The following is a 16684-nucleotide window of genomic DNA, read 5'->3' on the forward strand; positions in this document are numbered from 1 at the left end:
GACGCCCGACTTGCATAGGTGATAATTTGCTTTTTACGAACGATGTTTGGAATCGCACAACAACACAACAGCGATTTCACCAACTACTGGTTGGGTATTTATGCATTCCGCAGATGGCAACCTTATTGCATATTCGCAGCCCGTTAGCTGAAGAACAACTCACGATTAAAGGGTAGCCTATGGCAGGCTACCCTTAACCCTCTCACTGCCTGTTGCTTGCCCAATAAATCATGTCTTTCGATCGGGATACTTGTTTCATTCCTACCTTTTCGAGTACACGTACAGACGGTTTATTGTTGGCTAAGCACTCTGCAGTTACTCGACTGACGTTTGGTTGATGAAATGCCCATTCAATCATCGCCCAAGCCATTTCCGTAGCATATCCATTCCCCCGGTAAATTGGGACAATGTCATACCCGATTTCAACCATGCCAAGTTCATCCGGTGGAGATTTAAAGCCCATAGAGCCGATCACAATAGCATCCGCAACGTGAACAATCATCCCGCTCCATTGCCCCACGCCGGCATCTCGATCAAGTTCCTTCAACGTAGTTGGTAGCACGTATTCTCGGACCGGTTTATTTGGAAAATCTCTCGGTACTTCTAGACCTAATAATTGAGACAATCTTGACGTGTCCTGAATGGCTGCCAACGCCAATGCTTGATTCCATGACACCATACGTAGGCGCTTCGTTTCTAAATCCGCCACTTCACAAATCCCCTTTTCTTTGGGGACCGGTCATTTCCCAATCCCTTAGAAATTTTTATTGAGGACTGGTTTGAACTCAATCACAGGCATACCCCTTTGGGCTTCAGATTGGGTAAATAATAGCACAATTCACGCTTCCTCTACTCAAACTTTTCTGACCGGGTGGCTTGGTCACCTTACGGTGCCCTCGCCCCTCGGAACCGTGCGTGACCCCTTCGAATCACACGGTTCAAGCCACCTTGCTGGTACGCTTGGCAACCCGTGACGCGGCGTGCGACTCCTCGCATACTCTTTCGAGTGTGACCCGTTGGCTCGTCTCTTGGACGGCTAATGGGTTCATAACAGGTCACTCCATTCGCCTCGTGCTACATGATTCCCGGTTTGGTCACCTCGGGCAAGTCTGCACGCTTTCGCGTCGGGATATCTCGGTGTTGTCACCGTCCCTATCCTTCTCGTTACAAGACGGCATTCGCTTTTTGCCCACTCTTCTACCCCCTAGGGAATTCGGCTTCACTCGCGTTCAGCTTACTGCTCCAGATGGAACAGACCCCATGGGGCTTACCTTGTTTCGTCGACAACCCCTTAATCAGATGTTTAGGTGCCCCGACTCCCGCGGTAGTTCGTGGAACTGCGAATCAGCAATAGGGGAATACTGACCCCGACTACTTGCCTTTTGGCTCAAGCGTAACAGGGGATTTCGCTTGCTTGTCGTGACGCGGTTTATAAGGGGTTCACTTACGTTCGCCATGCATCTGCAACCTGGCTCCGGACCGAATTTCCCTATCAGCCTCGGCTCCATTGTCCCATGAACTTCGCAAGGCGGCGTTACCACCATCCCACGTCATGGTAGGTTCGCTGTCGCAGATCAGACCGTATGGGCTCTCACCATATGATCATCGACAACTTACAAGTCACAACCCTTTAGCGACATAAAACATCTGCTGATATCAGAGACCCTTACACTGAAACATCCGCGTTTTGTCCAAATTGGCGCGTCGGCCTGTACTTCTCAAATATCCTCTGCAAGCCGAAGCCAAATAAAATCGCGAAACAGGGCATGAGTGGGTATCTAAATCTGTCCCAGGCAGGGAAAAAGAAAAATGCAGCCGTGTTATACAGGATGAATAGGGCAGGCAGCGCGATCGCTCGCCAAGGGGTGCGTTTGCGCACAGCGAAAACCACAACCAGCATCCAAACCCAGTATGTGATGGTGTCGAACCACATTGCGACGCCTGTGAGTTTGTGGTATATCACGTGGACTGTCACACTCACGACATTCCAATCCACCCAGTACAAAAAGTAAATCTTGAGGAAGCCGTGAAGTACGGTCCAGAGCGGATGATGCAGGACGTGTTGAATAAAGAGGTGTGTTCCAATCTGGTCTTCCAGGACTTGATTGGTGCCAGCCGCCAACAGTGGGTTGACCTTTGGATTCCAGGACCAAAAGTACCAACCGTCTGCTTTGGTGCCCTGCCACAGATCGACTCCGCCATTGGTGGAGACGAGGATGAAGTGGTGCATGGCGATGGCGTTGCGGATGGTCACAGGGCAGACGCCAACGAGCATGGCCGTGGTAAAGAGGACAAGTTTGAGGACGGAAGCCCGCCAATTCTGACGCCGCACCCAGATTTCATAAAGTAGAATCGCGGCCGGAAACAAGAGTGGAATGGGCCTCACATCGCAAGACAAGCCTAGGACAATCCCTGCAGCCACTGTCCACAGGGCCCAGTTGCCCCTCTCACTTCGCAGATACAGGAACAATGAGAGCATGACGAGAAACGTGAACAGTTCTTCTGACCCGAGGACGGAGTTCCATTCGATTTGACTCGGCAGAAGTGTGTATCCAACTGCAGCCAGAAATGATACCCTGCGATTCGATGTTGTCACAAGTGTCGTAAAGTAGATGAGTACCACAATGGCAACGCTCAGTAGGGCGTTGGTCATGAGACCGACGAGCACAGATTTTGTCCCAAGGAGTCCAAAGACCAGTCGCAGGAAGAATGGGTAGCCAATTGGCCAGTATGCGGTGTAGAGCGCCCCATCGCGATATCCCTGACCGTCAAGCATGGAGACTGCATGTGTGTAATACCACTCAAAATCGTAGAACTGGGGTGGGTGCATGTACAAAATCCAAAGGCCACGAATTAAGATGTTCAGGACTAGCAGAATGAGAAGATCAGCCCACTTCCTGTGGTCACTTACAAGATTCAAACCCAAAACTCCCCGAGGTAAGCAATTTGAATAAAAACGTCTTGTAGTCCTTCCTCTTTGAATCAGACGATTGATAAATATTCTTTGTTGCAACAACGGCATCTTCTAGGGTATTCCCGGTCGATAGCGCAACAAGCGCGTCAGACGGTGTGTCACTTATGCCCCCATTACTGCAATTATTTTTTCGGTTTAACGCATTTAATGATAAACGTTGCAGGAATAAGTTCTGCCTTCTCTGAGGAATACCATCTTGATGGGTTGCCTATCTCTGCATTCTCAGGAACGTACACATCTTCAACTACTCTTTCAATTTGAAATCCCGTTCGAACCAATTCGTTTATGTAGTTACTAAGCTTCAATTGATTCACTATAGCTGTACGATCATTCCACGCCTCACACTGATGAAGTCCTTCCTCATGGTACGATTTCTTAACTACAAAAGAATCTCCTTCAAATTTGATACGGTTATGTAATGGATGTTCCCAGCTAAAAACAAAAATCCCACCTGGTTTCAGATAGCCGTAGACATTTTGTAATGTCGTTGGCAAGTCTACTGTCCATCCAATTGCGTATATCGAATAAACAATTTCGAAATAAGAGCGTGGTAAACCAGGGTCTTGTTCCATTGGTGATTGGAATAGCTGCTTCAATATAGCCATATAGGGCTCTAATAACGTTTTTGCTGTGGCTATCTGTATATCCGATAAATCGAGACCCCACAATTCCTCAGCTCCACGAGAAGCCATGTATTGAAGAGAATGACCACTTCCACACCCAATTTCCAACACTTTTGCACCTGAGATATCACCAAGGAGATTCAACTTGTCTTCATCGGGTGCAAATGGACCGTAGCTAGGCAATGCAGTTCTTCCAAAAAATCGGGGAGCAACTTCATCCCAGCTTTTTTTGTTCGATAAGATGAATCCCTCTGTCGTAGCCATGTATTATCCAATTTCTCCCTCAACGTTATTTTGTCGTTCCATCCAACTGATATGGCGTTCACTGTGTTTCTTCTGTAACTAATGCTGCCCAATAGCCCCATGGGCCGTCGCATGATAACAGTGCATGTTCATGTAATACCGAATTCATATGCTTCTGGTACTCAAGCCCCGGACGTTCTCTTCTATCCAAAGGTTAGAGCTAGTGCCGTTACCTCACTCTTAAACGAATTTAATATAGTGAATTGCTTGGACTGTTTTTCCATTCGATACGAAGCGCGTAGGAATGCCATCAACGACCCTAAATCCAGATTTTTCAGGAACCCTCTGAGACCCTACATTTTGGGCCGAGACCATTGCTTTCAGCTGATGAATGTTTAGCTCGTACTTGGCTTTTTCGCATATCAAAGACACTGCAAGCGTGGCATATCCTTTCCCACTAAATCGTTCTCCAACCCGATAGCCAAGACTAGCCGTTTGAAGGTTGGCTTGCACCTCGACGCCGCGCAAATTGATCCGGCCGACAATGTCTCCCGAAGAATTTCGCGCTAAGTAATACTGACATTCTCCACGTTTCTGTGCCCCGATATCATCCGCCATGACAGTTTGAAAATTGGAGAAATAATCATCTCCTCTATCAGTAACACTAGCGGCAAAATATCTACGATTCTCAAGTTCAAATTGCAATAGGTCCTTCGCATCGGATTCCTTTAGAAGACTAATATGTAGCACTCTACGCTTACCTCCAAAAAAAGCAGTTCATTTATTTAATAGAAATAGTACCCACATTCTCAATGTCGCCCTCATCACCAGAAGTGTGCCTCATCTTCGCCTTGTCAGTGTTGGTTCCTTGATGAATTAAACTGCCCGATAACGACGTATCCAGAGAAACTCCGTCACTGTATATTTATGTGAAAGCAAGAGAAAATCCTTCTTCTGGATAATCCTCCGTGAGTCCCAACACAGGGCGTTTCAGCCACATGGAACAACGTCACTGGAAAGCCCACATGGCTGCAGAATCATGTTAGAAGTATACGCTCCCGAATCGAGGTCCTTTTGGTGCTCCATATTTCTTTATGGCTACTAACCACTTCCCGTTGATTTTATACATCGGCACAGTTCTCTTTGACCATTGAGAGTTTTGGAGTAGGATTTCGATATCTGCGACAGCATGAGTTGAATTGGAGAGGGACATATCGAGAATCTTATAGCTCTTAAATGGCGCAGTATTCCAATAGTCCGGATTAGTACTTTCCTGTGACTGCAGCCATCCGTCCAACACGCTATACGCACTCTCTAGATTTGGATTCCCCTTTTGTTATGTGCTGATACTGACCGGGAGGAGTCGGACATGCAAACATACAAGACGGCCTTGATGGCCATCACCCTAATAAAACTTGCGACTTTGAGTGCTATGGGGTTAAGCTGCAAGGATTCTCGAAATCCATAATCAAGAAATCAATATACATTGCACACTAGTTAAACTCAAGCTTGTTTAGATCTCGATATAAACAATCAACAGGGAAGCGTTTTGGACATAGAAAGCCCAGCCAAAGCCACACGAATTCTAAACTGAGTTATGGATCCGGTCAACATGACTAGCAACATCTGGACATCTTAAACCATCAACTTTTGGACATTACGAGGTAGCTAAAACACTATCATGTGCAGCGCGAGGCCAAAAACAACAGCGGTTCCCCGATGTCATCCAGCGGTTTCAGCACTTTTCAGCCAAGACCGCTACACTCACTCCCCCGACCATTTGCTCCCGAAACACAAAAAAGCCGTGCTATGCACGACTTTTCAGGCTTGGCGGAGAGGGTGGGATTCGAACCCACGGTGCCCTTGCAGACACGGCGGTTTTCAAGTGCGCCGCTGGTGTTGTGTTGAGTTTCATTCAGATGCCCTGAATGCTGCAACGGCGCGGTTTTTTTGACATTGAGGTCCAATAAGATTTGATTGGCGCCAACGAGTTAGGCGCACCACAGGCGCACGCAAAACAGTCGCTTCAAGAACTAATCTTATTGCCAATAACCGAGCAGGAAACGCAAAGTACGCCCGGAATCGATTGGGCATGTAGACATCAAAATATTTTTTGACACGACCACGTCCTCCCCACCCTCACCCAGGATGCGGCATAGGAGTTCTCCGAAACAGGTTGATTACCGAAACCCGTGGAGGCTGGTCAATGGGACCAGTCTCACCTGCCATTGCCTTCAGTTCGGAAGGTATATCGAGCCTGGAGTCGTATATTGGTAGCAGAGGAAATGTGGCACTTTTGATTCGTTTTGAGACGAGAAGCATTATCTGAAGGGCTTTCGTTGTAGTACTAACGGGGAGAAGAATTACACACATCGCTAGGGGAAGGAGCCTCATTATCACGATACATGCGGTTATGTTCGTAAATATGTGAGCCCGCTCGTAAATAGGGATATAATGTATATTGGACATACGGACAGTAATCCTGAATAGCAACTCTACTTGTTGCTTTCTTAGAAATTAATAACTTATGAGGTGTAGGCGAAGAGAAGTGAAACCATGGCACTCAAGTTTCAGGCAGTCTTGTATCGGCTCCGACATAATGAAATTCGCGTACAGTACATCTATACGGGGCCAACAGATATGCGCGAACTAAAGGAAACGGATGCGGTTGTGCAGCCAACCATGCAGAATGGGAAAACGAGAAGGATTTTGAGAAGATGTGCGCAGTTGAAAGCGAGGGCAGTTACTTACTGGAAGTTCCGCTATTCTTTGGTCCGATGATGTTTGAATGGAGCTGTTACGGCTATGCATAGTCGCGGAATGAATAATAACGAACTATTATCTTTTACGACTGTCAGGATCGAATGCGACCTCCCGGGAGGCCAAACATCCTGCGGAACAGGGTTTCTCTTCAATTTCGTAGATCGTGGAGACCAGGGGTGTATTCCTTGCGTAGTAACTAATAAGCATGTCGTTCAGGGCGCTATACGAGGGCGATTTTCTATGCACAATGTCTGGAAGCTAAAAGAGGGTTCCTACCACACGTTTGAGACAGACAACTTTCAATCGCGCTGGATTTCACATCCCGATCCAGATATTGACTTGTGCGTGATGCCGATTTCATATCTCCTTACGGAAGAGAGGGAAATGGGCCATGCTCTTTTTTATCAATCGTTCGGAGTTCAACTTATCCCTACTCAGGAACAGTACCTCGACTTAACCGCTCTTGAAGATGTCGTTATGATCGGTTATCCAAACGGGATTGGGACTCTGTGAACAACTTCCCCATCTTCCGTCATGGCTCTACAGCCACTCAACCGGGTGTAGATTACAACGGTGAACCAAAGTTCCTCATTGATATGGCATGTTTTCCTGGTTCGAACGGTTCACCAGTTTTACTGTACAACCCCGGAGGATACGCAACGCGAGAAGGCTTCACTTTCAAATCGCGTTTATACTTAATTGGTGTCTTATACGCGGGGCCAATGTTTACTGCAGAAGGTGTTGCTGTATGTAGAAGAGATACCCGCTGTGCAAAAAGGGCTGTCGTCAACGCGCATTCCAATGAATTTAGGGGTGGTAATTCGGGCGACCAAGTTGCTGGACTTCGAGAAAATCCTATTAAACGTGATTGATTCCGGAAACAGGAGAGTGAACTAGCTCACTGGCGAGATACCCGCAGTAGAGGAGCTGACAATTGGTGACCACTTCGTTTTATAAACACATGGCAAAAAAGTTCCCGGTCGGGAAAATAACAGAACGAACTGTAACAGATATCAAGCTTAATCATGAATTACGGACTGATGATGAAGCAGTTGATTATTTAATCAGAAATGATCCAATGAAATTCGTTTCGCAAGCACTATCTGGCTTGGAGTATAAGGAAGTATTCCTCTCGCTGGATATTACGACTGATTTTTTCGACAGACTTGGGAGCACTATTCCTGTGTATTGTAATCCACGGTTACATGGGTTTAGCCGAATCGTAAGCGCAGCACTTATTGAGTACGGGATATTAGACGAAGAGTGTTATTCCTATAACCAGCATCAACTGGTCATTGATGAGGTGTGTGCAAATAGCGGAGGGCTGACGAGTCTAAATGCGAGGATTGGCTTCGAATGCTCCCTTCACATTCAATCCTACAACCAGTACACTGGGGAATTGTTTGTGATAGGACATGCGATAAACCATAATGTTACTTTGTCAGACTTAGACGGGCATGAGATCGTCGGCAAGATTGGTTGTATTGCGCTTCCGGTGGACTCTAGTGTACAAACCTGGATTGAGTGCCTAGTCGATTCGATACTTGATCACCAAAACGGCAACAAGAAAATGGCCTTCTTTAATTCTTTCGCCGCGATGGACCAAATAATTCAACGCTTTTACAGGGGTCTATTTGAATTTTACTTGTCAAAGTCTCGAAGAGGCATCACCGACGAATTACGGAGAAAGGTCAAGAAGTACGCGAACGACAATAGAAGGCTTGATGAAAAACTTGATGACGTGGCTAAAGAATTGGGAATCTCCGACTTTGGAAAAATGCAGTGTAGGGCTAAGTATAAAGAGCTCACTACGACGAGAGACAGCATTGCTCATGGCGGAATGTATGACTTGTCAACCTTGGATATGGGTGGTGTATATATAACCGTATTTTCTCTACTCGTAACCTTGTTTAATGCTGCAAATGTAGAACAATCCGGTTGGGGATTAGTGGTGTCTAAAAGATGAAGTTCGAGTGAACACTGGCTTTTAGACGTGAGTTCAACGATAGCTGCAGGATTTTGCTGTAGCACCATAACCCGAACATGGCAATCCACAACTTTTCACTTGACAAACACATTTGTCTGGTGCGGGTACTTCGCCGTCACCCCCCGAACTGTCATCTGGAGCTAATTGACCAGAAGAATTATTCAACACTTGGGAGGTTGGTCAATAGAATCAACTTCATCTGCTCTGACAGAATCCTGTGAAGGTATATCAGGCTAGAAGTCGTATATTGCTATCAGAGGAAATGCACTGTTTTTGGGTATCATCAGCGCTATATCTTACCACCCAGCGTTACGGTACGCGGTAGCTGACCGCACATATAGTTCCCGTCAGAGGAGTATATAAAAGTTGGGCATACGAGGCAAAAGTATAAATTTGTTTCTCATGGACGGGGACCCAAACGGTCGCATCAAATGCACGCTCGCGAACTGGACTGGTGTGGCGTACAAGATTCCGCGCACTGAACTGGATAGGTGCAAAGGACGCGATGACCTATCGCAGAGTGGCGTGTACTGTTTATTTGGAACATCCGACCAGACTGGGGAGAACGTTGTTTACATCGGCCAGACAGGTGTTAGGAAAAACGGCGAGGGAATCCTCTACCGTTTGCAGGAACATAAGCGTGACTCGGCCAAGGACTACTGGACAGAGGCGGTCGTGTTCACCACCTCCAACAACTCGTTTGGGCCAACTGAGATAAGCTACCTTGAAAACCGATTTTGCTCAATGGCCGTAGAAGCAAAGCGATATGTTGTAAAAAACGGAAACGACCCAACCCCTGGTAACATTACAGAGGAGAAGGAAAGTGAACTTGAAGAGTTCATTGATAACTCCAAAATTGTTATGGGGACACTCGGTCATAAAGTGTTCGAGAAGCTGACTGAGGTCAATTTGCCTCGTGAACAGGCTGAGACAACGGGTGGAGACGAGTTACTGTTGCATTTCATGCGTAGGAGCCGGAAAAGTGGCCTGACGATTGAAGCGGACTGCAGGCAAACGAGTGAAGGTTTCGTCGTCCTCAAGGGCAGCCACATTGAAACCATTGACTCTGAGAGTATACCGCCCGGAATCAAGGAAATCCGACAGAAGGCGTCGATTGATGACAACGGGATTTTGCAGCAAGATATTCTCTTCCGCAGTCCGTCTTACGCAGCCGCTTTTGTCATCGGTGGTCATGCCAACGGTCTGACGGAATGGAAAACAGACGGCGGCAAAACGTTGAAAGAAGTCGAGGGAAGCTAATTCCATCAATAGTTGAGCCCGACTGTCATGTAACAAATGAAGAACCCCATGAACTTAGGGAGGATTATCACCGCAAGTGAGGGAGATTTAGGTTGTTTGTTGCCGAGTATATTTTAGAGAATGATAAGGTTGAAACAGTAGTCTCATTCGAAGGTAAAGAGGCTGCCACTCGGATCTTAAGCAAAATGGGGCTCCTACGCTGTCCGGAATGCAGCGAGCAGGTCCGGTTTAGAGCAGGTAAACATAGAAGTCCTCACTTTGCCCATCTTGAGGGTTCCCAGTGTGTAGCGGAATCACACGACCCAGAGACCGAAGAACATCGTGACGGCAAAAGGGCACTATATCTACGTCTTAAAGAACTATACCCGCGTTCTGAAGTAGAACTTGAATACAAGGTTTTTGAGACAAGTCAACGGGCGGATGTGATGGTAATACACCCCTCCGGTGAGAAGTGGGCATTTGAATTTCAATGTTACCCCATCAATGATGACATATGGAGAGAACGGCACGACATGTATCGCAACGCGGATATCAAAGACTTTTGGGTGCTCGGCTCCTCCTTATATAAGCGAACAAACAATGTTCGTTTGAGAATATTGGAACATGCAATTCGAATGGAATTCGGGCACCTGGTTTATCTTGAAGTTTCTACAGAAGAGTTCAATACACTCGAAGACGGATTCTTAAGCAACTTTGTCTTGAGAGATTCCAAGCGGATTAATTTCAATCTGAAGGATGCATACATACTGAATTCCATGAGATGGTGGTCTCAAGCTTTATCTGACTGGAAGGACAAGAAAGAGAAAGACATAAAGGAACGACGTAAATCGGTCAGTAAAGAGAACCAACCATCACCACATCCACGGTCGCCAAAGTCTAAAAAGGAAACTCCCTCATGGGTAATACGCGAAGAAGCCGAGAGACTTTCTCGAGTTACTGCAGTGGATCCCGACTCTGTGAGTCAACGGTATGAGCTGTTATATCGCGAACGAGACTCATTCGCGCATGAAATGGACCCAGTTCAAATTAGTGAGTTCCGTCATATGTGCAAAAAACATAATTTCCGCACATCCTCTTTTCCCGGCGTACTCAATTTGGAGGTCAGATTGTCATGTTTGATACGCAGTCCATTGCAACTGTGGCAACTCTGGATTTACGACCGGTTTATTTACCAGAAGGACATTGTAAACGGCGAAGACATTGTGGAAGCTATGAAGAGACAGACGGATATATTTCGCCCGGCGTCCCTAGACAATGCACCCATGCATTGGTCGTTCACAGTTTATAATTTCCTGCGGAGTTTAGACGACGATTTAAGAATTTTGGCTACACTCAATCCACGAAGAACTGTGTTTCAGATTACAGTTCCTGAGTTGCCCAGGTTTACAAACAGAGGTGCGAACATCAGATTGAAAATGGCCCTTGAGGCTTTAAGTGAAAAACGCGAGATCAGAGAATACACGCCGGTTTACTCTGAGTACCGTAGTCTGCTAAGCGAAGGGTCGAAAACGTGACCTGCAGACCAATCACGAAGTAAGATCATCCGGGACATGCAAAGAGATCCGTCGGCACACTTTTGTCGATCAAAAGTTGACCAATGTCGTCAGTTGGTATGTTTCCAAGTGTATCGATTACACAAGGTACATAGTGCCTATATATCGGCACTTTCAACGCTAGTTTCACGTATAGGAAACTTTGTTATACCTCGTTGCAACCATCTACCAAACTCATCGTTCATACTGCCACGCCCTCTTGCGGCCTTCTGAGTTGTACTAAGAAGTGTGTACCGCACCAGTGTCTGTCGCACTATCTCAAAAAGCTTGCTTGCAACAGTGCTACCTACCTCGTGCACCCATTTATCTATAATGCGACGAGCATCACCATTGCCATGAACAACAGATCCTCGAACTTCCCACACCTGCTCAATGAATTTATCAACACTGCAACCGCCCAAGACTGCAGACGAAACTGAATCGCCACACACACCGGCAACCCTCTGACTTAACTTTTCTATCATGTTTGTGCTCGAACCCATTAAGCAGTCCAAGACAGTCACCATACTGACAAGTGTCTGGTACTGTTCGACCAGATGCGTGCCACGAATCGCATCATCAAAAAAACCTGCTGCCGTCCACCAGTGTGCCCCTTCGCGTGTCAGCGGACTCTCACGCAGGTGCGATAGGTATTCACTTAGGTTCTGCAGCCCATAGGTACCAAGTCCCTCCCATCCACTCAATGAGACTCTATTTCTATCGTTCTGCAAATCATCAAAGCACCCAGAAACAGTGATTTTCCGGTTCATCGTCTGCTTTATAGGGTAAATATACATTTTTCGCTGCTTAATTGAATCGGCCATCCATAAAGTCAAACAGTGACGAACATGCATTTCCATCTCGTACTCTCGTCCTTCTTCGCATACAAAGGTGAGCAGGTAGTTATCAGCCCTAAAGTCGAGTTGGTGTAGTGAGTCCACGTTTTGTTCCTGCCACACCCAAACCGGCAGCAACTTTCCAGGCGCCCACAGACGGACCTCAACCATGGGAAACACTAAGTCAACGAATGCATCACATTTGAAATCACACCGATAAAGCCCATAATCCACGAGTACGACTGAGCGGTTGGCATCGGCTAGTATTTTCAAGCTATCTGATGCATACTGCCCGAGCGAATGCCTTGTGGTAAAGAAATCCGTAGCAGTATATGCATATGTCAAAATTGGCCGAGTCCAAGACAATACCTCGGGCGACAATCCTAAGTAATCCTTCATTTGAATCGTTTGCCGTCGACGCCTCCCCGTGGTCTGTTCTCGTGAGGCCCGGACGTCCAGAGTCTCAATCCCGTCGTCCACATCTATAAGTGCCCTTTCCAACAGCCTAGCCACATCATCTAGTGACGGCATGTCAAAACCTCCTCACTAACCAAAGTCATCAAGGAACCGACTTTAGTTCAAGGGCCCCGGGTCGAATAGCCAGTAGTTCACTAATGCACACCCGACACACAGACTTGTCCTTGAAAAAAGTAACATCGTTTTTGGATCCGCAGAACACGCACATGGGTCGGTACTTACGCAGGACAACGCAGTCTCCATCGACCAGGGTCTCCAGTGGGTCAAAGGCTTCAAGTCCCAACTGCCGTCTCAGGAAGCACCACTCGCCCCAAATGATCCACCGGACGCACGAAACCCGTCAGCCTCATAAGGTGTCCTCCGCTCTACTGTGGTTACATGGCTATCATAGCCGACGGATAGTTTACGGTCGATGACGCGCAGGAGATTTGTGAATTACAATGTAACGAGACAACAGTTATCTCAACACGGCCGTTTGCCGCATCCTGGTGCTGGGCTATGACTCGTTCACATCCTTACCTAGCGTTGGTAAAAGCAAGACCATACCTTTACTTTGAATTGAAATCAGTGAGTGTACCAGATGACGAGAGAGCTGCCGTCATTCCCGGCAGGGTGTCTGCCTTGAATTTGTCAAGCTTGCTTTTGATCTCTGCCTTCAGTTCTTCTCGACTGAGATTTTCAAGTGTGCTCGCCTTGATCCAATCTCTCTTTTTGTATAAATAGAACCACCCCTCGGAAGGGATTCTCTTTTGGGGGTCGAAGACTGAATGGTTTTGTGCTATTTCCAACAATTCCGTTCTGATAGAAGATGGCCCTGGCCCAACATATAGATATATGCTGATCTTATTCTCCAGATTTTTAATTTCGAACAGCACTATCCGTTTACTGACTGTCCAGCCTTTACAGATTCGCGGCAGGAAGTCAAGTGATTGGGGAATAAAGCGGATCAAGGTCTTAGACCACTTGTCGAGTTCCAATTCGTCATCTTCGTTAATCGCTTCTACCAGTACATCCCGCACATCTGATTGTAGATCGGGCCGATACTCCAAGATTAAATCGATAGCATCCTTGTGGTTCTGGTAGATTCGATGGCACAATTCCTGCACCTCAGAGTCCTGCACAATGAATCGCCTCACAGTCTCAATATACTGTCTAATGAAGCTTGCAACATCGTCCTGCATCTGCATTTGACGAGATAACAAAAACCTCTCCAGCATTGCCACAACGGATGTGTGGTCTAAAGTAAGGTAACCATCGGTTGATGGTTCTTCTCCGTCAACCGTCAGGTAAATAAAAATATGCGTAAACTCGAGATAGTCAGTCTCCACGATTTCTTTATATCGTGCTAGCTGATCTCCATGTTCCTTTGACCAGACTTTGTTTTCTATCAGGCAAGTAAACCTATTCTCCTCACTTACGATGAGGACGTCGATATGTTTCCATTCACGCAAAACTAACGAGCTCTCGAAGTGCCACGTATCAATATCAATAAGTGATGGCATGGTCACGCCATTTTGCCGCACCAGTTCCTTGAGAAACAACTTTAAGAAGGTGTCTCCAACGCCGTGACTGTCGTTTGGATTCAATAGCCACGCCAGAAAGTTAGAATGTCTAGTCTCGTTATTGACCAACTTCAAGGCTTGAAAGGCATTAAACCTTCTCAACAGAGTCTCTAATCTTTCTAAGTCCTCACTGTGGTAAATGAACTCTTCAAGTTTGCTCTTGGCATCACTATCGGTCTTATCCATCTCCGCACCACCCACTCCACTTAGTTCCGAATATTAAAATCACTCACCCTACGCATGTCATTCTTATGAACAATCGCATAATATGTTGGACGCGATCGACAGGTTGCCGGAATACGAGCAGACGCAGCCATTTTCCTAGAATTACTTGTGGAATTTAGTGTAACACAAGAGAAGCCCAGGGAGTCTACAAGCACGGTGTGGAGGTGTTTTTTGCTGGAAATCAGTGGACTTCTTTTATACACTCGGGCCCATCGTTCCGCACGTTACCCACCATCTTAGCGACTCGGTACGCCCACATCTCCCTATCTGGGTAGGGCTGCAGAATAGATGTCACAAGGTGGGGATCCATTACACCGCGATCAAGCCACAGGTCGTGGACTTCTTCCCGTAGAATTACCGGCATACGGTCGTGGATCGATATCATAAGCAAATTCGGCTGACATGTGATGATTGCGCAACTGCCTACCTTCATGGCCCCATCTGGCGATGTCCAGGTGTCATACAGCCCAGCGAATCCGAAGGCCGGACGGCCGGTGGGAACCATGCGAAACGGCTGTTTATCGATTTTCCGCCACTCAAAGAACCCATCCGCCGGGATGATACAGCGCTTGCGCGGCACGAGCCGCTTCCACATACCATTGGCCAGCAGTTTATCCGCCCTTGCGTTGAAGGTGGCAAATGTCGTTTTGTCCGATTCCGACCAAACGGGAATCAGCCCCCAGCGCAGCCGACCAATCCGTCGCTGCTGCCCGTCGGATATGATAGCAGCTACATCCTGGGTAGGCGCGATGTTATACCGAGGTGGAAGCCGGAACCCGTTGTCACTGATACCGAAGTACTCCAGGATGCTTGACCAATTCTCAAATGCCTGAGTGAATCGACCGCACATATGTATCACCGCAAATAGCATAACACGAACGGATGTTCCCGCCCAAGAACTACGTACTTTTTTACAGACCAATTTACAACGGAAGCTGCGCAGCAATCATGTGACTTTACCTATGTCGAACAGGTGCCTGCTGAATTCATGGAGAAGTATTGTACTGGAGGGGTCTCGCATGGAATCCAGTCACGTCTTACCGGTGCCAGTAAGTTTCCGCTATCATGATGTCTCAATCCGTTCCTCTGCCGAAGAGCCGGGGATATATCCCGTGGAACTGACAGTAGAGGACCTCTGGTCTTACATGAATGAATCAGGCTTCATTCACGATGAAGACGCAATCGTTCTGTGCAGTTTCGATGATCTACGTAAACTGAACGGATTTTACACACTCCGGATCCTGTACAACTCCTTAACACCGAAACAGTTTATAGAGCGACTTCAAGTTCTGGGAGTCCATTTCACTCCCAAGGACTATAGGTTGGGAATGGATCGGTTCATAAACCGCGCTGGCGTATTTCTACTCAAACCGCTTATCTGGGACCGCTTTATGAGTGTGCAGAAAGATACGTTTTTAAAGCCAAGTGTTTTACAGGCATTGCAAGAAGAGGTGACATGGGATGCCTTACGGGAGGTCAGTTCCACGGCTCTAAACCTCCCGACCCTTGCCGACGACGACGAGGTCCTAGCTAGTTTTACCTACGCCGCGCTCTTCATGCTTGACGATGATGACCTTATTTATCGATGGGCCCAGCGTATGATTGACGACAAAAAAGACGCAGATGGGCGAGTGCTCGCTGACATAGTGTCGTACGGACTTTATACATATTTACACGCACGTTTGCGAGCGACTGAGTCTCATTCTGCCAATGCCAATGCTGCGACCGCACGAGCAATTGAAATAAAACGCTTGCAATCAGAACTTCAGGAACTCCGTAATCAATACGATCAGGATGTGAAGGTGCTCCTAGACGTTATTGACCAGATGGACCAGAAAACACGATTACAACCGCAGCCAGGCCAAGTGGCCGCAGCAAAATCTCCGCTTGTGGGGAAGCGCTTGCTGGTTGTCGGAGATGAGTCCCGTGCCCCGGCTTACCGTACCATCCTAGAGAACGTCGGGGCAAAATACGATTTTTTGCCTGGCTTCGACAAAGACCACTCCACGGAGTCAAAGTTCGCAGCAGCGGATGGAATCATCTTTATCACTGCGTACTCGAATCATCTCAAATTCTATGCCCTCCGGGCAAACGCAGCGCACAAGGCTTGTGTATTAGTACCTCACGCGGGTTTGGGGGAGTTTACTAGACGTCTGGATGAGCTCGCCACGAAATTGGGCCATAATTAGGGGCTGCTGAACC

At 47.1% G+C, this 16684-nt stretch carries 13 protein-coding genes; 6 read left to right on the forward strand and 7 right to left on the reverse strand.

The annotated features are described in order from the left end of the window. Nucleotides 1–202 precede the first annotated feature (202 nt). The 4 genes from JC200_RS03980 to JC200_RS03995 all read right to left on the reverse strand — a co-directional run bounded on the left by JC200_RS03980 (nt 203) and on the right by JC200_RS03995 (nt 4590). The gene (locus tag JC200_RS03980) at nt 203–709 is read right to left on the reverse strand and encodes a GNAT family N-acetyltransferase (RefSeq protein WP_274434885.1); all 507 of its coding nucleotides are present in this window, start codon (nt 707–709) and stop codon (nt 203–205) included. 957 nt (nt 710–1666) lie between these two features. Further along, nucleotides 1667–2920, reverse strand: coding sequence for a glycosyltransferase family 39 protein (locus JC200_RS03985; protein ID WP_274434886.1), 1254 nt, complete (start codon nt 2918–2920; stop codon nt 1667–1669). A 176-nt stretch (nt 2921–3096) separates the two neighbouring features. Beyond that, nucleotides 3097–3861, reverse strand: a complete 765-nt coding sequence (locus JC200_RS03990; protein WP_274434887.1) for a class I SAM-dependent methyltransferase — start codon at nt 3859–3861, stop codon at nt 3097–3099. 219 nt (nt 3862–4080) lie between these two features. Continuing rightward, complete coding sequence (locus JC200_RS03995; protein ID WP_274434889.1) at nt 4081–4590, reverse strand: GNAT family N-acetyltransferase; 510 nt, start codon at nt 4588–4590, stop codon at nt 4081–4083. 2253 nt (nt 4591–6843) lie between these two features. Here JC200_RS03995 and JC200_RS04000 point away from each other — a divergent pair. The 5 genes from JC200_RS04000 (at nt 6844) to JC200_RS04020 (ending at nt 11364) form a co-directional block, all read left to right on the forward strand. Next, nucleotides 6844–7116 (forward strand): hypothetical protein, encoded by a 273-nt coding sequence (locus JC200_RS04000; protein ID WP_274434890.1) that lies wholly within the window; start codon nt 6844–6846, stop codon nt 7114–7116. Then, nucleotides 7113–7475, forward strand: a complete 363-nt coding sequence (locus JC200_RS04005) for a hypothetical protein (protein ID WP_274434891.1) — start codon at nt 7113–7115, stop codon at nt 7473–7475. The genes JC200_RS04000 and JC200_RS04005 overlap by 4 nt, the downstream gene beginning before the upstream one ends. 65 nt (nt 7476–7540) lie before the next feature. Beyond that, nucleotides 7541–8569 carry a hypothetical protein gene (locus JC200_RS04010; RefSeq protein ID WP_274434892.1) on the forward strand — a complete coding sequence of 343 codons (1029 nt, stop codon included), beginning with the start codon at nt 7541–7543 and terminating at the stop codon, nt 8567–8569. 387 nt (nt 8570–8956) lie between these two features. Next, nucleotides 8957–9850, forward strand: a complete 894-nt coding sequence (locus JC200_RS04015) for a GIY-YIG nuclease family protein (protein ID WP_274434893.1) — start codon at nt 8957–8959, stop codon at nt 9848–9850. Between the two features lie 92 nt (nt 9851–9942). Further along, complete coding sequence (locus JC200_RS04020; RefSeq protein ID WP_274434894.1) at nt 9943–11364, forward strand: competence protein CoiA; 1422 nt, start codon at nt 9943–9945, stop codon at nt 11362–11364. Nucleotides 11365–11501: 137 nt separating this feature from the next. Here the strand turns inward: JC200_RS04020 and JC200_RS04025 are convergent, their stop codons facing one another. The 3 genes from JC200_RS04025 to JC200_RS04040 all read right to left on the reverse strand — a co-directional run bounded on the left by JC200_RS04025 (nt 11502) and on the right by JC200_RS04040 (nt 15332). Then, nucleotides 11502–12749 (reverse strand): hypothetical protein, encoded by a 1248-nt coding sequence (locus JC200_RS04025; RefSeq protein WP_274434895.1) that lies wholly within the window; start codon nt 12747–12749, stop codon nt 11502–11504. Nucleotides 12750–13243: 494 nt separating this feature from the next. Beyond that, the gene (locus JC200_RS04035; protein WP_274434896.1) at nt 13244–14443 is read right to left on the reverse strand and encodes a PDDEXK-like family protein; all 1200 of its coding nucleotides are present in this window, start codon (nt 14441–14443) and stop codon (nt 13244–13246) included. A 220-nt stretch (nt 14444–14663) separates the two neighbouring features. Continuing rightward, nucleotides 14664–15332 (reverse strand): SOS response-associated peptidase, encoded by a 669-nt coding sequence (locus JC200_RS04040; RefSeq protein ID WP_274434897.1) that lies wholly within the window; start codon nt 15330–15332, stop codon nt 14664–14666. Between the two features lie 169 nt (nt 15333–15501). Here JC200_RS04040 and JC200_RS04045 point away from each other — a divergent pair, with 169 nt between their 5' ends. Then, complete coding sequence (locus JC200_RS04045) at nt 15502–16671, forward strand: hypothetical protein (RefSeq protein WP_274434898.1); 1170 nt, start codon at nt 15502–15504, stop codon at nt 16669–16671. Nucleotides 16672–16684 lie beyond the last annotated feature (13 nt).

This window comes from Alicyclobacillus sp. ALC3 (assembly GCF_028751195.1).
Taxonomy (GTDB): Bacteria; Bacillota; Bacilli; order Alicyclobacillales; family Alicyclobacillaceae; genus Alicyclobacillus_L.